Origin of the sequence: Paenibacillus curdlanolyticus YK9, from assembly GCF_000179615.1 — a bacterium.
GTDB classification, from domain to species: Bacteria; Bacillota; Bacilli; order Paenibacillales; family Paenibacillaceae; genus Paenibacillus_T; species Paenibacillus_T curdlanolyticus.
The window spans coordinates 18,093-39,101 of record NZ_AEDD01000008.1; the positions used below are offsets into that span (position 1 = coordinate 18,093).

Genomic DNA, 21,009 nt, shown 5'->3' on the forward strand with positions numbered 1-21,009 from the left:
TCATTTGGGATAAAGGAGAGGATGCAGCGCAAGATGCAGGTTGGCGGAGTTAAGCGAGGTTCTTCCTTATTCATCATTCATCTCATTGCGATGCCGTTGCAGTTTGTACAACGAGCAAAACAGGATTCATCTGCCTCGAGGTTTCCCATTGCAGTTCATGCAACGAGAGACGGTCCAGAGGAGTCAAGATGTGCCTAAAACATAAAAAGCAGCCCTCCCCGTTGCACGATTTGCAACGAGGTCTTCTCGCTTCCGCGTTCAAGCTGATTTTATTGCACGAACTGCAATGAGCACGCTGATACACGCTGCGGCAAGCGCCGACAAGCCGCATGTCGCGATGGCATCGCATGCCGCTATGGCGCCGCATGCCGAAAACGGCATAGCTGCTGCGATGGCAGAGCATGCCGGGAGGCGCGCAACACGCCTTCAATACGACGTACGCCGCAATCGACGCAAAATCAACGCCGACGCTGCAGCGCACAAAAAAGGGATGCCTCCAGCCGTTGCGGCTTAGGGGACACCCCTTCTTTGTGTTGTTCAAGCATTCCTGCGAAGCGGATTACATCCACTTCTCGCCCCAATTTTGAATGGAGGAGATGACGGGTTCGAGGTCATGTCCTCTATCTGTCAGTTCATATTCGATACGAACAGGCATCTCAGGGTAAACCGTCCGTTTTACGATATTCGTCGCTTCAAGCTCCTTCATGCGGTCGGTCAGCATCTTGTCGCTCATCTCGGGAATCTGCTCTTTAATTTCTTTGAACCGTTTCGGTCCGCCGAGCAGCACGCGAATGATCAGTCCTGTCCACTTTTTGCCTAGCAGTTCAGCAGCAGCTTCGTATCTCGGGCACATTTTTGAGTAATCCAACCGTATCACCCCTTTATCTGACCTTATTGTAACATATGAACTAAGGAAAGGTAAGTGAATCTGGCTGGTAACGCAAAAAAACTTTATTTTCGTTATATACTTGACTAAAGTAAGTCACTTACGATATGATTAGCTCATCAAAACATTACGCATCGATTCCACGGTGGAATCGGAAAGGTGAGGGTACACATGTTGGATACAGGATTATTGATTATTCGGGTCGTTATTGGTTTGTTATTTGTAGGACACGGCGCGCAAAAGCTGTTTGGCTGGTTTGGAGGCTACGGACTCAAGGGGACGGGCGGCTGGTTCGAGTCGATCGGAATGAAACCGGGCGTACTGATGGCGTTCGGCGCAGGAGCTGCGGAAGTGCTGGGCGGCCTGCTGTTCGGCTTCGGTCTTGTCACATGGCTCGGAGCGGCGTTTATTATCGGCACGATGCTTATCTCGATCGTGAAGGTCCACGGAGCGAATGGGCTGTGGGCAACGCAGAACGGCTACGAATATAACCTGGTACTGCTTGCAGTTGCGCTGGGTGTCGCGTTAACCGGTGCTGGCGAGTATTCGATTGATGCTTGGTTGAAATAATACAAAAAATAAACGAAGCCGGAACTCCGGCTTGCGAGGAGAGATGGCGTTATGATCCAAACTTTTGCGGCAAATCAACGGTACCATACGAACCATGGCTGGCTCGATTCGTACTTTAGCTTTTCGTTCGCTGATTATTATGATCCTAACAACCTGCAATTTGGCCCGATGCGCGTGCTGAACGACGACCGAATCGATGGCGGAACCGGGTTCGGCATGCATCCCCATCGCGAGATGGAAATCGTATCGCTCGTGCTGAGCGGCCAACTGGAGCATCGCGATAACATGGGCAACCAAGCGGTAACGACGTGGGGCGGCATTCAGCGGATGTCAGCAGGGACGGGCGTTCATCATTCCGAGAAAAATCCATCGCCAAGCGAGCCGGTCGAGCTGCTTCAGATGTGGTTTTTACCCGCAGAGCGCGGAATAGCTCCTTCGTACGAGACGAGCTCGTTCGATCCGAATGAGCTGAGCGGCAAACTTGTACCGATTGTAAGCGGCAATGCCGAGCTGCAGCAGCCAGGGCGCGTGGCGAAGATCCATCAGGATATGACGATGTATTTGACGGAGCTGTCGGGAGGACAGTCGGTTACATTCGAGCAGCAGCCTGGACGCAAACAGTTTGTGTTCGTTCTTGCAGGCAGCGTTTCGTTAGAAGGCGGCAGCGAACAAGCCGAGCTTCACCGCCGCGATTCCGCTCGAATTGAAGGGATCACGTCACTGAAGCTGACGAGCAGCGATACGGCGGCGCAAGTGTTATTGATCGACCTTCCATAATAGAAGGAGGAGAGGCAGTAACGCACCAGCTGCGTCCTTGGGAACGATAGTTCCAAGGGCGCGGCTTTTGCCGTTTGTGCGCAGGCATTGGAGAAACCGGGCGAATCGTAGGTTGGTTCCTTCGACCGAGTGCAGTATAATAGGCTCAATGCATGCTAATCAATCGGTTAATGATATAGCGACATCATGGCAGGATAGAGAGGTAACGAGCGGGAGATGGCGGGAGAAGACTGGGGTTTTTTTGAACGGCGCATGAACGGCGAGCACCTGCGGCTGCTCGTTAATTCCGGCTACAAATCGGAATATCCAATCGCTTCGTTCGATGAGCTGTTATCCGTTACCGTGAACGTCTATCGGCTTTCGCACAGCGGGAAGCGTAGAGCGGACGCCGTCGCGCAGCTTGAACAGTGGGCGAGTCGACTAGAAAAGACGATGCAGCAGTCAGGGGAGTTCCATTATATTGGACGGCTGCATACGGAAGCGAAGCTCGAATTTTATTATTATGTGCCCGACAGCTTCGAGGATGAAACGATACGGGCGTTACTTCGTAACGAGGGCGATGTTCGGGCACAGCTTTATCGCAAGCTGGACCCGGAATGGAGCTTTTATGCGTATATGCTGCCCGATGAAAGGGAGCAGCTGCTTATTCATAATGCGCAGATGGTGTATGCGCTGGCGCATCATGGGGATCAGATCAATCGCCAGCGGACCGTATATCATTGGCTGCTATTTCGGCACAATGATGACCGGACGGGCATTAAGCGATCGTTGGAGCAGCTGGGTTATCACATTGAAGACGGCAAGAAAGGCGATCCGGAGCCGGACTATCCGTATCCGCTGGTCATAAGCAGGCAAGACGACGTACGGCTTGATACGCTAAACCGCCGAGTCGATGAGTTATATGGCCTGTTGAAGGACCTGGAGGGCAAATATGACGGATGGGGATCGGCGATGCAGCTGTCGTTAAGTGCTCGCATCAAAGCATATTGGCGCCGTCTGCTTACCGGTTCTGCTAGCAGCAAGCGTAATGGCATGTGGAAATAAAGGATATATAAACAGAACTTTACGCACGAGGCTGTGGTGCGTGAGGTTCTGTTTATTATTTTTGTAAATAATTACATTAATGTATTAAGATTGTGTATGGTTTGACTCGAACGGATTGCGCCCTGCCCTATTCATCCGTACCATAGGTTTTGAAATGGATGACTTGATCACATAATAGATGGTGGAGGAGAGCGAATTCATGAGCAAGCTTATGTTATGGAAAAGCGCGTTAGCTGCCGTTACAGCATTGGGGACGATGGCAGCGCCTGCAACTATTATAGGGGCATCGGCGGCAGAGCCGGCATCCTCAGCTGCAACGGTACAGCTTCGCGTGCTGGAGACGACAGATTTGCACGTCAATTTGATGAACTATGACTATTTTGCGGACAAGTCTACCGATGAGTACGGGTTAGCAAAAACAGCGACGTTAATCAAGCAAGCACGTGCAGAGCGCGCGAACAGCCTGTTGTTCGATAACGGCGATCTCATCCAAGGCAATCCGCTAGGCGACTATGTCGCGAAGGTTGATCCGCTGCAGAAGGGTGAAACCCACCCTGTATACAAAGCGATGAATTTGCTCGACTATGATGCGGGCAATATCGGCAATCATGAATTCAACTATGGCCTCGATTTCCTCAAAACCTCGCTTCAAGGCGCCAAGTTCCCCTATGTGAATGCAAACCTGTATGTGGATGACCATGACAATAACCCGGCGAATGACCAACACTATTTTACCCCTTATCTGCTGCTTGATCGAACGGTAACGGACGATGCGGGCGCAAAGCATGCGATCAAGGTCGGGGTAATCGGTTTCGTGCCGCCGCAAGTGATGCAGTGGGACAAATCGAATTTGCAGGGCAAGGTTATCGCCAAAGATATCGTTGAGACAGCCAAAAAGCTCGTGCCGGAGATGAAAGCGAAGGGCGCTGACTTGATCATTGCGCTGCCGCACTCGGGCTTCGAGGATATTCCGCAGACGGAAAATATGGAAAACAGCGTGCTCTACCTAAGCCAAGTGCCGGATATTAACGTCATCTTGTTCGGCCATGCGCATAAGGTGTTCCCGAGCGCTGCGTTTGACGGCAAGAAGGGCGTCGATCTGGCGAAAGGGACGATTAATGGCGTTCCTGCGGTCGAGCCAGGCTTCTGGGGCAACAATCTTGGCGTGGTTGATCTGGAGCTCGCGCTTAAGGACGGTCAATGGACGGTTCAAAATTCGAAGGTTGACGTTCGACCGATCTACGATGCGGCGAACAAGAAGGCGTTGGTTGATGTCGATCCTGAGATCGCCAATGCGGTCGAAGCGGACCATAATCATACGCTCGATTACATTCGGGGGCCGGTCGGAACGACGAAAGCGCCGATCAATAGCTTCTTCGCTCTCGTGCAAGATGATCCATCGATCCAAATCGTAACGAGCGCGCAAAAATGGTATGTCGAGCAGCATCTGCAAGGAACGGAGTACGAAGGACTGCCTGTATTGTCAGCCGGCGCGCCGTTCAAGGCAGGCGGGCGTCAAGGCCCGAGCTACTACACGAACATTCCGGCCGGCAAGATTGCCATTAAGAACGTGGCCGATTTGTACCTGTACTCGAATACGGTGAACGCGGTCGTGCTGACAGGCGCGGAAATGAAAGAGTGGCTGGAATGGTCGGCGGGGCAGTTTAATACGATTGATCCAAAAGGGACAAGCGAGCAGCCGCTCGTCAATGACAATTTCCCGACGTATAACTTCGATGTCATTGACGGCCTGAATTATCAAATCGACGTGACGCAGCAGGCAAGATATGATGCGGGCGGAAAGCTGACTGCACCGGATGCGCATCGCATCCAGAACTTGTCGTACAAGGGCAAACCGATCGACCTGAAGCAAAAGTTTATCGTTGCAACGAACAATTACCGCGCTTCCTCCAGCAAGTTGGCGAATCCGGACGGCAAGCGGATCGTGCTCGCTTCGCCGGATGAGAACCGCCAAGCGGTCATTGACTACATTAAGACGTTCAAAACGATCGACCCGGCCGCTGACGGCAACTGGTCGTTCCTTCCGATTAAAGCAAACGTGAATGTCACGTTCAAAACGTCGCCGGACGCCAAAGCGTTCGCTGCAAAGCTGCCTTCAATGAAATATGTAGGCGATAGTGAGGATGGCTACGCGAAGTATAGGCTGTCGTTCGATGCGGTGACAAGCTCAACCGGAACGGCTGCGGGAGCGGGGCAATCGACAAAGCCGACGTCGAAGCCGACGACGGGAGGCTCAGCTCCATCCCCGGCAGAAGCGGGAACGAAGTCCGCAAGCACGGGAGGTTCGCATGCAGGCGCCAAGCCGGCACCTGTTGGCTCAACGCCAGCTTCGATTGCGAAGAATACGGTCTATATCGTGAAGTCCGGGGACACGCTGTCGCAAATCGCAGCGCATTATGGCACAACGTGGCAGAAGCTGGCGGCGTATAATGAGCTGCGTAATCCGAACTTGATTTATCCTGGCCAGCAAATCCGCATTCCTGCGAATGAGCTATAAGCGGATCACGACGAGGCCTGCAATGGTAAGCGCAAACGCCATCCATTGCAGCTTCGTCAACCGTTCGCGATAAAGCACGATGGCCCCGAGGGCCACAACCAGGCTATTCGTAGCGAAGATCGGTGCGGCAATGCTGGCTTTTCCCGTTTCCAGCGCGACAGCATACAGCTGAAGCCCTGAATACGAGAATATGCCGGCAAGCAGTCCCCATCGAAACCCGACACGGCTCGCAATCACGGGATTAGCTGCGGAGAGAGGGACGATCGCTGTCCGTTCCTTGTGGTCGAGTGCCCAGAACCAAAGCAGAGACAATGCGTAGCCGACGAACAGGACTGGGGCGCTAGCCAGCCCGAGCTGCTCGGTTACTTTTAGCCCGCCATTGCGGAAGGCGAACAAGAGGATTGCAGCGAACACAAGTACGAACCATCTGCGTTCGGTAACGGTCAGCCGCTCTCGCCCTCGAATGGACACGAAGATGACGGATAGCAGCAGCAGTGCAATGCCAATGGATTCGGCAGCGGATACAGGTTCGTCATAAATGATGATGCCCATGCCGACAACGAGTGCAATATTCATGTTGGTCAGCGGCGATGTCAGGCTGGCAGGGCCGTATTGCAGTGCCTTCATAAACAAGGCGTTTCCCCATGCAGAGCCTGCGCCGATAATAAGCCCGCCGAGCAGCAGGCGCGGATCCAGCAAGCTGCCGAGCGTGCCTTCCACGGCGCTGTGAATGCCGAATCCGAGCGTGCCTGACACATACAGGCCGTAGAGCAGGCCGTTCGAAGCGCCGCCCTTCATTTGGCTCACCTTCATCCACCAGCCGGCTAATCCGAACAGTATTGCGCTTCCAATCGCTGTTAACCACCACATGAGCAACCATCAAACCTTTCTAAGCCGATGCGAATTTGTAACACAACGGTAATGTTCCTGTTATCGTCTCATCACATTAAGGGGCTATTATAATAAGCAAGACCCCCTTTTTAATATACGATTTGAGCCTTCCCTCTTGGGAAGGCTCCTTTTTTTGTCTATAACGCTAATCTACAGCGCAACGGTGATCCGTTCCTTGTTTTTGAAGTACACCCAATGCTTAAAGCCGATTTCCTTCAGCCGCTGCCGGACGAGCTCCCAGTCATCGCCTACGCGCGAAGGGACATGCGAATCCGAACCGAACGTTACATCTACGCCGTAATGATACGCGCGCTCCAGCATGGCGTCGGAAGGGTACCAGCCGCCGACATCTTTCATTTTGCCGGATGTGTTGATCTCGATCGCTACGCCGCACTCGGCAATGACGCGCAGCGCTTCTTCAACTGCATCATCAGCCGCGATGTCCGCGAAAGGCGGATAATAGCCCTTCATTGCATCGATGTGGCCGAGAATATGGAACAAGCCGGTGCGGGCGGATTGCGCGATCAGCTCGTAATAGTGCCGTTTTTCATCGATTTGCTGCTCGGCATTGAGACTTTTCCAACGGTTTTTGTTGAAAATGCTAACCCCTCGCGTCTGATGCACCGAGCCGATCAAATAATCGAACGGATATGGTGCATAAGCTTGGCGATACACCTCGACGTGGTCAGGGAAGTAATCGGATTCCATGCCGAGCAGGACGTCGATCTTCCCTTCATATTTGGCCTTAAGCCGAAGCACCTCGTCCACGTAGTTTTTGAGCTCGCTTCGGGCCATGGCGATTTTGGGAAAAGGCTGCTCGTCCTTGTGTGCAAAGTACGGCGAGTGATCGGAAATGCCAATAGCGTGCAGCCCGGCTTCAATGCCGGCTTGAATGTATTGTTCAATTGTGCCATCGGCATGGCCGCAGCGATAATGGTGGGTGTGCAAGTCGAATTTCATGGAAATCCCCTCCTAATAACTGAACTTCACTATTCGGTACTAACAAACTGGCTTTCCGACATTCCGCGCAAATCGCTAATAAACTGCTTGATCGCGGAATTCAAATAACGCCCGGAACGATAGACGACACTGACGGGATGCGTGAGCTCCAGCTCGTTGACCTTGATCATGCGTAGTGTGCCCAGCTTAAGCTCGTTGGCAATCGACAGCTTGGACACGACAGCCGCGCCGAGATTAATCTCGACCATCCGTTTCACCTCTTCGCTGCTGGACAGCTCCATAACGATGTTCGGCTGAATTTTATATTTCTCGAAAATTTGATCGACGAAACGTCTTCCGAATGTGTCGGGAGAGAGCATGATGAGAGGGGTGTCCTTCAAAGCCTCCACGGTCGTATGTTTCAAATGGCTCATGGGGTGACCGGGCGCGACGACGAGCTCATAGGTATCATAGTAGAGGGCAGCCGTTTCAATGCTGGGGCTTTTATCCGAAATGTAGGTAATGCCGATATCGATTGTGCCGTTTTCCACAGCGGGCGTAATTTGCGAGGAGGGCATGGAATGAATCGTTGTCTTGATCATAGGAAATTGGTTCTGAAAATAAGCTAAGACACGAGGCAAAATTTGAATGGCAATTGTGCTTGTCGTGCCGAGCACGATATGGCCTTGCGGAATTTGGTTCAGGTCGGACAGCTTCTGTTTCAATTCTTCGACAATACCGAGAATTTGCTCCGCGTGTTCAAGGAAAACCTGTCCGCGATCGGTCAGCGTGACGGGCTGATTCCGGTCGATGAGCACGGTTTTGAATTCATCCTCCAGACTTTTGATCTGGGCGGATACGGCAGGCTGCGTCAGATTGAGCAGTTCTCCCGCTTTGCGAAAGCTCATCGTCTTGGATATTGTAAGGAGCGTTTCAAGCTGATTGATGTTCATGAAAAGCCTCCTCGATAAGAGATATTTATCACCACTATCTTTTATTATAAATGAAAGAGCCGTCTAGGGCAAAGTGTAAGTAAACTTTACATAACCTTTAGGAGGAGTCCGAATCAACTTGTCGAACATGTTGTCGCAACCTGTATTTTGAAAGGTTTAGCATGATGAGGAGGTTGGACATTCGTGAATAACAAGAAGGCGATAAGAGGGTGGCTAATGTATGATTGGGCAAACTCCGCATTCGTAACGACGATGATCGCCGCTGTTATGCCTGTTTATTATGAGAAAGTGGCTGCTAAAAATCTCGGCGGCAATTTGCCGGAAGTTTATTGGGCGAATACCTCGAGCATCGCGGCGTTAATTGTAGCCGTATTATCGCCCATCATGGGAGCGCTTGCGGATTATACCGGCTCCAAGCTGAAGTTTCTCGGCTTTTTCGCTGTTCTAGGCTCGATTGCTAGCCTGCTCATGGCCTTGATCGGCGAAGGGGACTGGCTGCTGGCCTCGACGCTCGTCATTCTAGGTACGATTGGCTTTGCCGCAGGCAACACCTTCTATGATGCGCTGCTCGTCGATGTTGCCCCACCGGATCGGCGGGATCGGATTAGCGCGCAAGGTTATGCTTGGGGATATTTGGGCGGAGGCGTTTTGCTGGCGATTAACGTCATGATGATTCAAAAGCCGGCGCTGTTCGGTCTCCCGACTGAGGGGAATTTGAGGACGCAGATCGTCTTCTTAACGGTCGGCGTATGGTGGCTGCTGTTTACGATTCCGATTCTGCGCAGCGTCAAGGAGCGGAAGCGCAGCGAGGCGACGGCTAGCGGCACAGCCATTTCGTTCACGCAAGCGCTCGGGGCTTCCTTCCATCGGTTAGGCCAGACACTGCGGCAATTCAAGCGTTATCCCGAGCTGCTTAAATATATGATCTCCTATTGGTTTTTCAATGACGGCATTAATACGGTTATCGTGATGGCGACGATCTACGGCAGCGGCATCGGAATTGAGATGAACAATCTGATCGTTGCTTTGCTGATTACGCAGCTGATCGGCTTTCCGAGCACGCTGCTGTTCGGGCGATATGCCGAGAAGCTCGGTGCCAAGAAGGCGTTGAACGTTTCATTGGCGATTTATATCGTGATCGTAACGTTAGGCTTCTTTATGGAAAATGCGACGCACTTCTATATTCTCGCGACGATGGTCGGGCTTGTGCAGGGCGGAAGCCAGGCAATCGCGCGCTCGATATACGCCGAGCTGGTGCCGCCGGCGCGGACGGCTGAGTTTTTTGGCTTTCTGACGATTTCAAGCAAATTTTCTTCCGTGGCGGGACCGTTCGTGTTCGCCATCGTAGCTGGCAATACGGATTCGAGCCGAATTGGCATTCTCTCGCTGATCGCGTTCTTTATTATTGGAATTATCCTGCTTCGATTCGTAAATCTGGATAAAGGCAAGCGAGAAGCGTTAGTAGGGGAAGATGGAGGAGCGGCATAAAATAAAAAGCGGGGAGCTGTCCGGCATTAGCCGAATGCTCCCCGCTTTGTTCGTCATAGCCAATCCTTCTTGCGGAAGATGTAGAACATGCCGAGTCCCAGAAACATCATAAACCCGAGCAAAACATAAGATCCGTTGTGCATGTGCAAGCCGGGGATGAAGTCAAAATTCATTCCATAGACGCCCGTTACGAACGTAAGTGGCATGAAGATCGTCGTCAGCGCCGTGAACACGCGCATGATTTCATTGGCGCGGTTGGATAGGCTGGACTGGTAGGCCTCGCGCAAGTTGCTCATGAGATCGCGGTACGTATCGAATGTCTCGGAAATTTTGACCGCGTTCTCGTATATATCGCTGAAGTACTTTTGGAGCTGGTCATCGATCAGCTTCAGGTCCTTCTTATTTAAAGTTGCAATAACCTCGCGCTGCGGGCCCAGCACCTTTTTAAGCCATAGAATCTCGCTTCGCAAGCCGATAATTTCATTCAGATGCGTTTTCTTCGTGTGCATGAGGATATCTTCCTCAAGATTGTCGATCCGAACCTCGATTCGGTCGCCGACGAAGAAATAGTTGTCTACGACAAGGTCGACCAGATGGTACAGGAACCGGTCGGGCTTATCGACCTCTTGCTCCCATAGCACAGGCTTAAGGGAACGAAGCTCGTTGATCTTCTGTTTGGTTACCGTAATAATGAAATGCCGTCCTAGGAAAATGTTCAATGCCCGCAGGAAAATTTCCTCGTCATCGAATCGGATGCTGTTAATAACGATAAAATAATGGCCGTCATGAATTTCAATCTTAGGACGCTGCTCTTCTTCGCTTAAACAGTCCTCTACAGCCAAGTCATGCAGGTTGAACAAAGGCTGCAGGACAATCAAGTCCTCCAAGTCGGCGTCGATCCAATAAAAGCCGGTAGCCGGCGGAACCAACACTGCTTGAATATCTTCAGTAGGTGTAAAAATGCCGTTGTGGACGTGGCGGATTTTCATGCCGCGTTCTCTCCTCTCGTCAAGTCGTCCGATGCCGGACGGCCATGACAAACGAAAGCCGCGTATGCCGCTCCGCCGGTAACGTCACTCATCGGTTAGCGCAGTGGCTCAACAACCTGTAAGTGAAGTCGCATGGCAGACAGATACGGGCGCCGTTTGACCGTCGGTATCGCTATGCGCGAATCATTCGTCTGATTAGGACTAGACCCATCGCCTTCCATGCCGCTACCCCCTTCGTAAATGTACGATTTTTCCAAACGGAATCGTGCTTTGCCGCCCCTTGGGACGGTTTTCAGCCGTTTCACCTTGTCTAGTATACTCCTGCATGGTAAGACGTACAAGAGGCAGTGCAACAAGGTTTTTGGAAGCATAGAGACCAAGGCGAATGCCCTCTATGGCCGTAGCATATGCTGGCATGCCGAATGCGGTTCAACGTCCATTTTTTCGGGTGAATTTCCGGCTTGACGCGTACCGAAGAATAACCTATAGTATAGACTATATTAGCGATTTATCATTCAAGCGAAGCAGAAGCATTCGGTTGAACGACTTCTAATTAAATATCGATCTTTCTTATCAAGAGCAGGCGGAGGGACTAGCCCGATGAAGCCCGGCAACCGGCGTTAAGCACGGTGCTAATTCTTGCGGATCAGATAACAGTTATCTGATCTGGGAGATGAGAGAGTCATTATGGATACCATAAGACCCCTCTCATTTGACGAGCGGGTTTTTTTTCGTTATAATCCGCCATTTTATGAAGTGCAGGCTTGGCAGAAGAGAATACTTAAACCATGCAAGACAGAAGGAGTGATCGTACATGCCGATCAAAGTACCGGACAGTTTGCCGGCAAGAGAAGTTTTAGCGAATGAGAACATCTTTGTGATGGATGAGAGCGTTGCTTATCATCAGGATATCCGCCCTCTGCGCATCGCCATTTTGAACCTGATGCCGACGAAGGAAACGACAGAGACGCAATTGCTTCGTTTGATCGGCAATACGCCGCTTCAAATCGAGGTCGTGCTGCTGCATCCGGCTACGCATACGTCGAAGAATACGTCAGCCGAGCATCTGGAGATGTTCTACAAAACATTCGACGAAATCAAGGACCAATGGTATGACGGACTGATCATTACGGGCGCTCCGGTCGAGCATATGCCCTTCGAGGAAGTAAACTATTGGAAGGAATTGCAGCGCATTATGGAGTGGTCCAAGCGCCGCGTGACTTCTACCCTGCATATCTGTTGGGCCTCGCAGGCAGGCCTGTACCACCATTACGGCGTTCCGAAGCACGACATGGACAACAAAATTTTCGGCGTGTTCCCGCACACGATCGAGAAACAGAATGTGCCGCTGCTTCGCGGGTTTGACGAGTGGTTCCACGTCCCGCAATCCCGGCATACGGAAGTGCGCCGCGAAGACATCGAGAAGGTTGCGGAGTTGGACATTTTATCGGAATCCGAAGAATCAGGCATCTATATCGTAGCTTCCAAGGACGGCAAGCAAGTGTTCGTCTCCGGCCATTCCGAATATGATCCGCTGTCGCTAAAATGGGAATATGATCGCGACAAGGCCAAGGGCCTTCCGATTGAAGTGCCGCGCAACTATTTCCCGAATGATGACCCAACGCGCGAGCCGCGCTCGTCATGGCGTGCCCATGCGAACCTGCTGTTCTCGAACTGGCTGAACTATTATGTATACCAGCAAACGCCATACGATATGGGCGCATACATCTAATCCATCATTCCACCTTCCATATAAAAGGAGATCTCGTTCATGAAAATCGAAAGCCGCTTGGCACAGATTGGCTCCACGAAAGAACCGAAGACCGGAGCAGTCAGCTTTCCTATCTATCATTCGACTGCTTTTCGCCATCCGAAGCTTGGCGAGAGCACGGGCTTTGACTATACGCGGACGAAAAATCCGACACGCTCGGTATTAGAGGAAGCTGCGGCGCAGCTGGAATCCGGCGATGCAGCGTTCGCATGCAGCTCAGGCATGGCAGCGCTCCAGACGGTATTCTCGCTTTTCGGCCAAGGCGATCATCTGATCGTATCGCTTGATCTTTATGGCGGCACCTACCGACTGCTGGAACGGATTATGACTCGTTTCGGCGTTACGGCTTCTTATGTGGATACGAACGATCTCGATGGCATCAGCGAGCTGTGTACGCCGCAAACGAAAGCGGTCCTTATTGAAACGCCGACCAACCCGCTCATGATGATCACGGATATTGAGCGCGTCAGCGCTTGGGCGAAGTCCAAAGGATTGCTCACGATCGTGGACAATACGCTATTGACGCCGTTCTTCCAACGCCCGATTGAGCTGGGTGCAGACATCGTCGTGCATAGCGCGACCAAATATCTTGGCGGCCATAACGATGTGCTGGCTGGGCTGATTGTTACCAAAGGCAAAGAACTGTCAGAAGAAATGGCGTTCTTGCATAACTCGATCGGTGCGGTGCTTGGGCCGCAGGATTCCTGGCTGCTGATGCGCGGCATGAAGACGCTTGCGCTTCGCATGGAACGGCACCAATATAACGCTACGCGCGTTTCGGAGTACCTGATGTCTCACGAGGCGGTCGAGGAAGTGTTCTACCCGGCGCTGCCGCACCATCCGGGACATGACGTGCAAAATCGTCAATCGTCGGGCAATACGGGAATCTTCTCCTTCAAGCTGAAGGATGCGCGCTATGTTGAGCCGATTTTGCGCCATATTCAGTTGATCGCATTCGCGGAGAGCCTTGGCGGCGTTGAGTCGCTGATGACATATCCGGCCGTGCAGACGCATGCGGATATTCCGCTTGAAATTCGCCAGAAGATTGGCGTAGACGATCGGCTGCTTCGTTTCTCCGTCGGTATCGAGCATGCAGACGATCTCATTGCCGACCTTGAGCAGGCGCTTGCTGCAGCAAAGCGCGAAATTGAGGAGGCATAATTAGATGGGCATCAAGTACGATTTTGATAAAGTCATCAATCGCTATGGTACAGCATCGTACAAGTGGGATCAGTCGGAGAAGCTGTTTGGACGGGCTGATCTGCTCCCGCTGTGGGTGGCAGATATGGACTTCGAGCCGCCGCACGAAGTTGTCGAAGCCATCAAAGAACGTGCAAATCAAGGCATCTATGGCTATACGATTCGGACCAAGGGTTATCATGAAGCGGTGGAAGGCTGGCTGCTGCGCCGCCATGGCTGGCAAATCCAGCATGATTGGATTTCGTCGAGCCCGGGCGTTGTCCCTGCGCTTAGCTTGGTTGTACAAGCCTTCACGAAGCCGGGAGACAGCGTTATTCTGCAATCCCCCGTCTATTATCCGTTCTATGACGTTATCCGCATGAATGATCGCGTCGTCGTTGACAACGCGCTGGTTCTCAAAGAAGGTCGTTACGAGATGGACTTCGACTTGCTGGAGAAGCAGGCTGCGGAAGGCGCCAAGCTGCTGCTGCTTTGCACGCCGCACAATCCGGGCGGACGCGTATGGACGCGCGAGGAGCTGGAACGGGTAGCGGAAATTTGCATCAAGCATGGCGTGCTGGTTGTTGCAGACGAGATCCACCACGACCTCGTGTACAGCGGGCATAAGCATACGCCGTTCTCGGCGCTGTCCGAAGAGATTGCCCAGCAGACGATTACATGCATCGCAACGAGCAAGACGTTCAATCTGGCTGGTCTCCAAGCAGCGACGGTTATCATTCCGAATGACAAGATTCGCAATAAATACAATTACTTGCTCAAGACGTTGTCCATACATATGGAGAGCTATTTCGGCTTGACGGCGGTCGAATCGGCTTATAATCATGGCGATGAGTGGTTGGATCAGCTGATTCCTTATTTGGAGGAGAACGTAAATCTTGTGCTCGCGTTCGTACAGAAGCGTCTGCCGCAAATTAAGGCAATGAAGCCGGAAGGCACGTATATGGTGTGGCTGGATTGCCGCGCCATATCGGAGGACCCGCAGAAACTGAAGAAGCTGATGTTTGAACAAGCAGGCGTTGCCTTCAGCGAAGGCTCCGTCTTCGGCAAGCAAGGCGCAGGTTATCTGCGCATTAACGTTGCGTGCCCGAGATCGATCCTGACCGAGGCGTTGGAGCGTTTCGCCGCGGCTATCGAGGCCATTGGCGAATAGCGAGCTTTGCGGTAACGAGCCGGTTTTGGCTCGTTTTGCCGCGGCAGTCACATTTCTGTCGAGTGACTGCCGCGGTCTTTTTGTGTTAGGATAAGGTGATGGACATTACCACGACCGGATGATAGCGTAGATGTTTTTATAAGGCGCAATCCTTAAGGAGGGCTTCAGGATGCATACTGTAGATTCCGTATTGGAAAAGGCGCTTCGCGGCGAGCGAATCAGCCTCGAAGAGTGCGTCGTGCTTCTTGAATCAGACGAAATTGAAAAAATGGGGCAGGTTGCAAACCAAATTATGCTCCGTAAGCATCCCGAACCGATTACGACGTTCGTCGTCGGCCGGAATGTTAACTATACGAACGTGTGCGATGTATATTGCCGATTCTGTGCATTTTATCGCGCGCCAGGCTCGAAGGAAGGATACGTTCTTCCTAACGAGACGATTATGCAGAAAATCCAGGAAACCGTTGATGTGGGCGGTACCGAAATTTTAATGCAGGGCGGAACGAACCCGGATTTGCCGTTCTCGTATTATACGGACGTGCTGCGTGAGATCAAACAGCGCTTCCCGCAAATTACGATGCATTCCTTCTCGCCAGCCGAGATCATGAAGATGAAGGAAGTGTCGAACGGATTATCGCTCGACGAAGTTATCCGCCAAATTCATGAAGCGGGTCTGGACTCGCTGCCAGGCGGCGGGGCAGAAATTTTGGACGACCGGACGCGACGTAAAGTAAGTAAGCTCAAAGGCTCATGGACGGACTGGATGGATGTCATGAAGTCCGCGCATAAGCATGGCATGAACACGACGGCTACGATGGTGTACGGTTTTGGCGAAACGATGGAGGAGCGTGCGCTTCACCTGCTCCGCGTGCGGGATGCGCAGGATGAGTGCATCGCGAACAACTATGATTCCAAAGGCTTCTTGGCCTTTATTTCATGGCCGCTCCAGCCGGACAACACGAATATGCGCGTAGAGAAATCGAAGCCGGAGGAATATTTGAAAATGGTTGCGGTCAGCCGCATCTTCCTCGATAATATCGATAACCTGCAATCGTCTTGGGTCACGATGGGTCCGGAATACGGCAAGCTGTCGCTGCAATATGGCTGCAACGATTTCGGCAGCACGATGATGGAAGAAAATGTTGTCTCGGCCGCTGGCACAACGCATAAGGTCAACATCGAGCTGACGCTGCGCCTCATTCGTGAAGCTGGCAAGATTCCAGCGCAGCGGAACACGAAGTATGAAATTATGAAAGTGTACGAAGAGAACGAAGAAGCGCAAGTCGATTTTGTTATGCAGAACTAATGGATGATATTGATTAAAGGGAGGGTCCCAAAAGCCGCAACGGCTGGGGGACGCTCCTTTTTTTGCATTGCAGCGGTTGGCGTTGTGATTGATGCGGGCTGCGGTGCGGGGTACGTCGTAATGGAGGTAGAGTTGGCGTGTGCAGCGGGCGTACTCATTGCATTTCGTACAATGGAAACAGCTTGAATGCGGTAATGAGGATTTATTCATTGCATATGGTACAACAGGAAAGGCGGCGTTCTATGTTTTAGGCGCATAGTGACCCTTCTGGATCGTATCTCGTTGTATGAACTGCAATGGACCCCTTCGAGGAAGGGTGCTCTTGCCTTTCTCATTGTACAAAATGCAACGGCAGGGCAGATGCATCAGATAAATGGAGCACCGGTCCCGACGGACCGGACAAATCAAAAGCTGTCTTAAAAGTCTATTAGTAATGGCTTTTAAGACAGCTATTTCGATTTATAAGCCTGCCTAATTCCTCAAATAGCTCATTAAGATCTGTTTAAGGATCGCCAGCTGATTTTCAGGCGGAACATCCTGCTCGAATAGCAGAATGTTCTTCTGCAGGGAGAGCTTGCGTGCGAACATACTGAACGTATTCATTACGGTCGTTAGCGTTTCTGGAATCGGCAGGTCTGGACGAATGGAGCCGTCCTGAACCCCTTGCGTGATGACAGAGGAAAAGACGCTAGATATCTCTCGGTAGACGGCGTTGAACGCCTCAATATCTTCGAGAGGCTCCGTATAGTGTGCGGCGTAGTTTTCGAAATTTTCCATAAGCTTCACGTTTGAGCTGTCCTGATTGTGCAGTAATGAAATGGAATGATCGAACAGCAGCTCAATTTTGTCCAGACAGGATACTGACATAGCCGCAATGGATTGGAAGGCGTGCAGCACCTGCTGAAGATTGCTCGTGACAACGGCGACGATCAGCTTATCCTTTCTCGGGAAAAAGCGGAATACGGTAGCGACGCCGAGGTTTGCTTCTCTTGCCACATCCTGCATGGTGGTATTTTCAATTCCTTTTATCGTAAATACACGTTCAGCTGCCTCAATAATATGGCGTGTCCGATTATGCCGGGTCGTTTGAATTTCTTTCTCGTACCTTGCTCTGGGATCCATGTGATACCTCTCGTTTCCTCATCTTGAATGACTTGTATTATAGCATATTGGCTAAAACGATTGTATGAATGAGCAAGGTCTGATATGATTAGTATCAAGGTGATAGACACGCTATCACCCCTCCATTGGAGCATTGAAAGTAGCATCGAGACAAGGGAGAGATCAACATGGCACAACTGACGAATAAAGTGGCGTTGATTACGGGTGCAGGCAGCGGCATGGGACGTGAAGAAGCGCTCTTGTTTGCACAAGAGGGAGCCAAAGTTGTAGCGACGGATATTAACGAAGCGGCTGTACAAGCAGTCGTGAAAGAGATTCAAGCAGTTGGGGGCGAGGCGATCTCATTTGCGCACAATGTAGCCTCGGAGGAGGACTGGCAGCGAGTTTTGGAGGGAGCCTTCGCTTCTTATCATAGAATTGATATATTGGTGAACAATGCCGGCATTTCCTTTGCGCAAGGCATGCTGGACACGACCACTGAGCAATGGGATCGCGTGATGAACATTAACTTATCGAGCGTATTTCTTGGCATGAAGCTAGTTATTCCGCATATGCAGCAGAACAACGGCGGATCAATCGTCAACATTTCGTCGATTGCTGGACTTTCGGGCAGCAGCGGGGCTGGCGCGTATACAGCTTCCAAAGGGGCTGTTCGCATGCTCACGAAGGCGGCGGCAGTCGATTACGGCAAAGATAACATCCGTGTCAATTCCGTACATCCCGGCTTTATTGAAACGCCGATGAGCGCGGAGTTCGTAAACAATGAGCAGATGCGCGCATGGTTCCTGTCGCAGACGGCGCTTCCGAGAATTGGACAGGCGCGTGAAGTGGCGCAGGCTGTATTGTTCCTCGCTTCGGATGCCTCCGCCTATATTACAGGCGTCGAGCTGCCAGTGGATGGCGGCGTCATTGCCAAATAAAAGCATAAGACAAAACAGCCCGTCCTAGTTGTAGGACGGGCTGTTTGTTATTGCTGCTAAGCGCTCGTTGAAGCGGCTTCGGCATTGCCGCTATGCGGGTCTATTTCGTCAGCATGGACGATCTGGTTTTTACCCGATTTTTTAGCCATATAAAGGGCTGCATCGGTTCTAGCGAAAAACACTTCTTTGCCTTCCCACGGGCGATAACGCGAAAATCCGATGCTGATCGTAACTTTCTTCCCATCCAATAGATCATGGGTTTCGGCAGCGATTTTGACCCGAAGCTTCTCGAGAAGAGCGAGCGATTGCTCAGGCATTTTGTCGGTCAGCAGGATTGCGAATTCTTCGCCGCCATATCGAGCCGCTACGTCGTTGGCGCCGGATTCGGTGCGAATAATTTCGGATACTCTTCGCAGAATCGCGTCCCCGGCGCGATGGCCGTATTGATCGTTGACCAGCTTAAAGTTGTCGATATCGATCAAAGCAAGCTGCAGCGACAAATCGTTCGCTTCATGCTGTATGATTAGATGCTCCAGATATTCATGGAAGGTAATGTGATTGTACAGCTCGGTCAATGCGTCTGTCTTGATGAGCTTATCCATAAGCACGGTTTTGACCAGCAGGTCCTGATTCGTGTAGTGGATTTTGGTCGAATATTGAATGAGTGCTTGTCCTCTGCGTATGGTTGCCCATGAGATGAAGGCGACGAATGCAAAAATGATTGTCGTGCCAAGCTGCTCGTGGAGCGGCGGAGAGGTGTGAGCAAATAACGCGCTTCCTGCCCAATAATAAAATTGCAGCGGCAGCAATGCGATGAATGCCGCAAGCAGCAGCTTTCGCGTATCCAGATAATAAATGGTAAGCAGAATAGGTAGCAGCAGCAGGAAACATAAATAGTCGGTATCGTAGCTGAATATGTAGACGGAGGCTAGAAGCGTTGAACTCATAATCATTACATACTCATGTAAGGTTTTATTCAAACGTGTCAAACCATATTGCGTAATGAGCATAATGACGAGCTGAAGGACGCTGGGCATCAAGACGTCGGATCGAGCTGTAACTCCCCAATAGGCTAGCTCAACGAGTACCGACAACGCCAAAAAGGTCCAAAAGCCGAGCATTAATCGTCGATTCCATCTTTCTCGCGCGTCGTTTAATGAATCTAAATCCATGCAGGCCATTCACCACCAAAAAGCTCTCATAATACGTTCCAATATATCATGATTCGACCGCCGTTTAAATACCTTTCCAATCGTGCCAAACGGTTCATCGTATATACACGGGCTGACGGCATATACTTTTAAGGAAGGAAAGGGGTGAGCGCATGGAGCTTTTTTCCATATCCTTGCACGACGCTGAACAAAGTCAGCGAATCAAACTATATGAACTGTTAGTTCGGGAGTACACGCAGTTACATAATATCCCCGCCGTGCCGCGGCTCGAATGGAAGTCGGGGATGGATCGGCTTATCGGCTGGATCGACAAGCAGCCGGAATTCCGTCTGACCCAGCATGGAACAGCATTGTATCAGAGCACGGCTTCGGCTATTGCCGAGTATATTGTATCGGAGCTGGAGCAGTTGCTGCTGTCTTCGATTATTCGCAAGCAATATCGAATCGAACGGCCTGAGGAATTGGATTCGATCGTTCGTTTTTGCTCCGAGATGCTCGGCTCGATTCCTGTTCCATTGCCTGAACGGGATGCTTTCAGCGAAGTAGACCGCAAACGAAGAAAGCAGAAAGTAGCGGACGAGCTGGAAGCGTATCTGCAGGAACAAACGGAGCTTCATCTGACAGGTTTTGTAACGTTTCGATTACAAAACTATTGGAGCGAGCTGCGGGACGCAGCGGAGTATGCAGTTGATGAGTTCGTAATGGATAAACAATATCAGGAGTTTATTTCGCTGCTGAAATATTTTGTCGACCTGCAAGAGCCTAAGCTGCCGCTTGTTCATCTCGTTCATAAAACCGGCCACGAATTTATGGTTTGCGACGAACGGCTGCAGCCGCTTGAACATAAGCCTGTCGATCGAATTGTAGCCGAGATGGTGGAGTATGAAATGAATGTGGAGGATATGGTGATCAGCACGCTGGTGACGATTTCTCCCAAGCAGATCGTTATTCACACAAGGCAGCCGGAGCTCCAGATCATACGGACGATCGAATCGATATTCGGCATTCGCGTTAGCGTATGCGTTGGCTGCGGCTCATGCCACTCGTCATTCGAGCACCATGTTTAGCGCAATGGCCATATTGACCGCATGTGATCGCTTAGGTATAATGAAGCGAGCACAATTGTTAATTGTCGAACAGCGTTGACGAAGACAATAATTTACCGATGATGCGCGGTACAGAGAGAGAAGCCTAGGCTGTAAGCTTCTTCCGAGGCGGCGGTGAATTTACCCCTTTGTAGCTTTGCGGTTGAACCTGAGCGTAATGTAGAGCATTATTTCGCTTGGCTGTAAGCCGTAACGGATCATTCCCGT

At 51.3% G+C, this 21,009-nt stretch carries 19 protein-coding genes and 1 riboswitch; of the genes, 12 read left to right on the forward strand and 7 right to left on the reverse strand.

Translation table 11 applies throughout. From position 1 onward, the window contains the following. Positions 1-286: 286 nt before the first annotated feature. Positions 287-514, forward strand: a complete 228-nt coding sequence (locus PAECUDRAFT_RS14970) for a hypothetical protein (protein WP_040712822.1) — start codon at positions 287-289, stop codon at positions 512-514. A 45-nt stretch (positions 515-559) separates the two neighbouring features. Here PAECUDRAFT_RS14970 and PAECUDRAFT_RS14975 read toward each other — a convergent pair whose 3' ends face one another. Further along, entirely contained in the window at positions 560-868 is a 309-nt protein-coding gene (locus tag PAECUDRAFT_RS14975) for a winged helix-turn-helix transcriptional regulator (RefSeq protein WP_040712824.1), read from the reverse strand. 189 nt (positions 869-1,057) lie between these two features. On the opposite strand from PAECUDRAFT_RS14975, the gene PAECUDRAFT_RS14980 reads away from it, so the two are divergent. The 4 genes from PAECUDRAFT_RS14980 to PAECUDRAFT_RS14995 all read left to right on the forward strand — a co-directional run bounded on the left by PAECUDRAFT_RS14980 (position 1,058) and on the right by PAECUDRAFT_RS14995 (position 5,795). After that, positions 1,058-1,456, forward strand: coding sequence for a DoxX family protein (locus PAECUDRAFT_RS14980; RefSeq protein ID WP_006038951.1), 399 nt, complete (start codon positions 1,058-1,060; stop codon positions 1,454-1,456). Between the two features lie 51 nt (positions 1,457-1,507). After that, on the forward strand, positions 1,508-2,233 hold the full coding sequence (locus PAECUDRAFT_RS14985; RefSeq protein ID WP_006038952.1) for a pirin family protein: 726 nt from the start codon (positions 1,508-1,510) through the stop codon (positions 2,231-2,233). Positions 2,234-2,449: 216 nt separating this feature from the next. After that, positions 2,450-3,277, forward strand: a complete 828-nt coding sequence (locus PAECUDRAFT_RS24775; RefSeq protein WP_006038953.1) for a DUF695 domain-containing protein — start codon at positions 2,450-2,452, stop codon at positions 3,275-3,277. Between the two features lie 199 nt (positions 3,278-3,476). After that, positions 3,477-5,795, forward strand: a complete 2,319-nt coding sequence (locus PAECUDRAFT_RS14995) for a bifunctional 2',3'-cyclic-nucleotide 2'-phosphodiesterase/3'-nucleotidase (RefSeq protein ID WP_006038954.1) — start codon at positions 3,477-3,479, stop codon at positions 5,793-5,795. Here the strand turns inward: PAECUDRAFT_RS14995 and PAECUDRAFT_RS15000 are convergent. The 3 genes from PAECUDRAFT_RS15000 to PAECUDRAFT_RS15010 form a co-directional block, all read right to left on the reverse strand. After that, positions 5,790-6,665, reverse strand: a complete 876-nt coding sequence (locus tag PAECUDRAFT_RS15000; RefSeq protein ID WP_006038955.1) for a DMT family transporter — start codon at positions 6,663-6,665, stop codon at positions 5,790-5,792. The genes PAECUDRAFT_RS14995 and PAECUDRAFT_RS15000 overlap by 6 nt on opposite strands. A gap of 171 nt (positions 6,666-6,836) precedes the next feature. Continuing rightward, on the reverse strand, positions 6,837-7,646 hold the full coding sequence (locus PAECUDRAFT_RS15005) for a histidinol-phosphatase (RefSeq protein ID WP_006038956.1): 810 nt from the start codon (positions 7,644-7,646) through the stop codon (positions 6,837-6,839). 29 nt (positions 7,647-7,675) lie between these two features. Then, on the reverse strand, positions 7,676-8,578 hold the full coding sequence (locus PAECUDRAFT_RS15010) for a LysR family transcriptional regulator (RefSeq protein ID WP_006038957.1): 903 nt from the start codon (positions 8,576-8,578) through the stop codon (positions 7,676-7,678). Positions 8,579-8,761: 183 nt separating this feature from the next. On the opposite strand from PAECUDRAFT_RS15010, the gene PAECUDRAFT_RS15015 reads away from it, so the two are divergent. Beyond that, on the forward strand, positions 8,762-10,066 hold the full coding sequence (locus PAECUDRAFT_RS15015; RefSeq protein WP_006038958.1) for an MFS transporter: 1,305 nt from the start codon (positions 8,762-8,764) through the stop codon (positions 10,064-10,066). 53 nt (positions 10,067-10,119) lie between these two features. Here PAECUDRAFT_RS15015 and corA read toward each other — a convergent pair whose 3' ends face one another. Then, on the reverse strand, positions 10,120-11,055 hold the full coding sequence (gene corA / locus PAECUDRAFT_RS15020) for a magnesium/cobalt transporter CorA (RefSeq protein ID WP_006038959.1): 936 nt from the start codon (positions 11,053-11,055) through the stop codon (positions 10,120-10,122). A 567-nt stretch (positions 11,056-11,622) separates the two neighbouring features. Then, positions 11,623-11,735, forward strand: a riboswitch (SAM riboswitch). A gap of 134 nt (positions 11,736-11,869) precedes the next feature. On the opposite strand from corA, the gene metA reads away from it, so the two are divergent. From metA to mqnC, 4 genes are all read left to right on the forward strand, one after another. Continuing rightward, on the forward strand, positions 11,870-12,787 hold the full coding sequence (gene metA, locus PAECUDRAFT_RS15025; protein ID WP_006038960.1) for a homoserine O-acetyltransferase MetA: 918 nt from the start codon (positions 11,870-11,872) through the stop codon (positions 12,785-12,787). A gap of 39 nt (positions 12,788-12,826) precedes the next feature. After that, entirely contained in the window at positions 12,827-13,987 is a 1,161-nt protein-coding gene (locus PAECUDRAFT_RS15030) for a PLP-dependent transferase (RefSeq protein WP_006038961.1), read from the forward strand. 4 nt (positions 13,988-13,991) lie between these two features. Beyond that, complete coding sequence (locus PAECUDRAFT_RS15035) at positions 13,992-15,176, forward strand: MalY/PatB family protein (protein ID WP_006038962.1); 1,185 nt, start codon at positions 13,992-13,994, stop codon at positions 15,174-15,176. Between the two features lie 169 nt (positions 15,177-15,345). Next, complete coding sequence (mqnC, locus tag PAECUDRAFT_RS15040) at positions 15,346-16,482, forward strand: cyclic dehypoxanthinyl futalosine synthase (RefSeq protein ID WP_006038963.1); 1,137 nt, start codon at positions 15,346-15,348, stop codon at positions 16,480-16,482. Positions 16,483-16,953: 471 nt separating this feature from the next. Here the strand turns inward: mqnC and PAECUDRAFT_RS15045 are convergent, their stop codons facing one another. Continuing rightward, positions 16,954-17,604, reverse strand: coding sequence for a TetR/AcrR family transcriptional regulator (locus tag PAECUDRAFT_RS15045; RefSeq protein WP_006038964.1), 651 nt, complete (start codon positions 17,602-17,604; stop codon positions 16,954-16,956). A gap of 167 nt (positions 17,605-17,771) precedes the next feature. Here PAECUDRAFT_RS15045 and PAECUDRAFT_RS15050 point away from each other — a divergent pair, with 167 nt between their 5' ends. Then, entirely contained in the window at positions 17,772-18,524 is a 753-nt protein-coding gene (locus PAECUDRAFT_RS15050) for an SDR family NAD(P)-dependent oxidoreductase (RefSeq protein ID WP_006038965.1), read from the forward strand. 56 nt (positions 18,525-18,580) lie between these two features. Here the strand turns inward: PAECUDRAFT_RS15050 and PAECUDRAFT_RS15055 are convergent, their stop codons facing one another. After that, complete coding sequence (locus tag PAECUDRAFT_RS15055) at positions 18,581-19,645, reverse strand: GGDEF domain-containing protein (protein WP_006038966.1); 1,065 nt, start codon at positions 19,643-19,645, stop codon at positions 18,581-18,583. 335 nt (positions 19,646-19,980) lie between these two features. Between PAECUDRAFT_RS15055 and ytxC the strand changes: the two genes are divergently transcribed. After that, entirely contained in the window at positions 19,981-20,763 is a 783-nt protein-coding gene (ytxC, locus tag PAECUDRAFT_RS15060) for a putative sporulation protein YtxC (protein WP_158306252.1), read from the forward strand. Positions 20,764-21,009 lie beyond the last annotated feature (246 nt).

What these genes read in the sequence shown, in the direction of transcription:
- PAECUDRAFT_RS14970 (WP_040712822.1), top strand. Translation starts at nt 287, where the DNA reads ATGAGCACGCTGATACACGCTGCGGCAAGCGCCGACAAGCCGCATGTC.
- PAECUDRAFT_RS14980 (WP_006038951.1), top strand. Translation starts at nt 1,058, where the DNA reads ATGTTGGATACAGGATTATTGATTATTCGGGTCGTTATTGGTTTGTTA.
- PAECUDRAFT_RS14985 (WP_006038952.1), top strand. Translation starts at nt 1,508, where the DNA reads ATGATCCAAACTTTTGCGGCAAATCAACGGTACCATACGAACCATGGC.
- PAECUDRAFT_RS24775 (WP_006038953.1), top strand. Translation starts at nt 2,450, where the DNA reads ATGGCGGGAGAAGACTGGGGTTTTTTTGAACGGCGCATGAACGGCGAG.
- PAECUDRAFT_RS14995 (WP_006038954.1), top strand. Translation starts at nt 3,477, where the DNA reads ATGAGCAAGCTTATGTTATGGAAAAGCGCGTTAGCTGCCGTTACAGCA.
- PAECUDRAFT_RS15000 (WP_006038955.1), bottom strand. Translation starts at nt 6,665, where the DNA reads ATGTGGTGGTTAACAGCGATTGGAAGCGCAATACTGTTCGGATTAGCC.
- PAECUDRAFT_RS15005 (WP_006038956.1), bottom strand. Translation starts at nt 7,646, where the DNA reads ATGAAATTCGACTTGCACACCCACCATTATCGCTGCGGCCATGCCGAT.
- PAECUDRAFT_RS15010 (WP_006038957.1), bottom strand. Translation starts at nt 8,578, where the DNA reads ATGAACATCAATCAGCTTGAAACGCTCCTTACAATATCCAAGACGATG.
- corA (WP_006038959.1), bottom strand. Translation starts at nt 11,055, where the DNA reads ATGAAAATCCGCCACGTCCACAACGGCATTTTTACACCTACTGAAGAT.
- metA (WP_006038960.1), top strand. Translation starts at nt 11,870, where the DNA reads ATGCCGATCAAAGTACCGGACAGTTTGCCGGCAAGAGAAGTTTTAGCG.
- PAECUDRAFT_RS15030 (WP_006038961.1), top strand. Translation starts at nt 12,827, where the DNA reads ATGAAAATCGAAAGCCGCTTGGCACAGATTGGCTCCACGAAAGAACCG.
- PAECUDRAFT_RS15035 (WP_006038962.1), top strand. Translation starts at nt 13,992, where the DNA reads ATGGGCATCAAGTACGATTTTGATAAAGTCATCAATCGCTATGGTACA.
- mqnC (WP_006038963.1), top strand. Translation starts at nt 15,346, where the DNA reads ATGCATACTGTAGATTCCGTATTGGAAAAGGCGCTTCGCGGCGAGCGA.
- PAECUDRAFT_RS15045 (WP_006038964.1), bottom strand. Translation starts at nt 17,604, where the DNA reads ATGGATCCCAGAGCAAGGTACGAGAAAGAAATTCAAACGACCCGGCAT.
- PAECUDRAFT_RS15050 (WP_006038965.1), top strand. Translation starts at nt 17,772, where the DNA reads ATGGCACAACTGACGAATAAAGTGGCGTTGATTACGGGTGCAGGCAGC.
- PAECUDRAFT_RS15055 (WP_006038966.1), bottom strand. Translation starts at nt 19,645, where the DNA reads ATGCTCGGCTTTTGGACCTTTTTGGCGTTGTCGGTACTCGTTGAGCTA.
- ytxC (WP_158306252.1), top strand. Translation starts at nt 19,981, where the DNA reads ATGGATCGGCTTATCGGCTGGATCGACAAGCAGCCGGAATTCCGTCTG.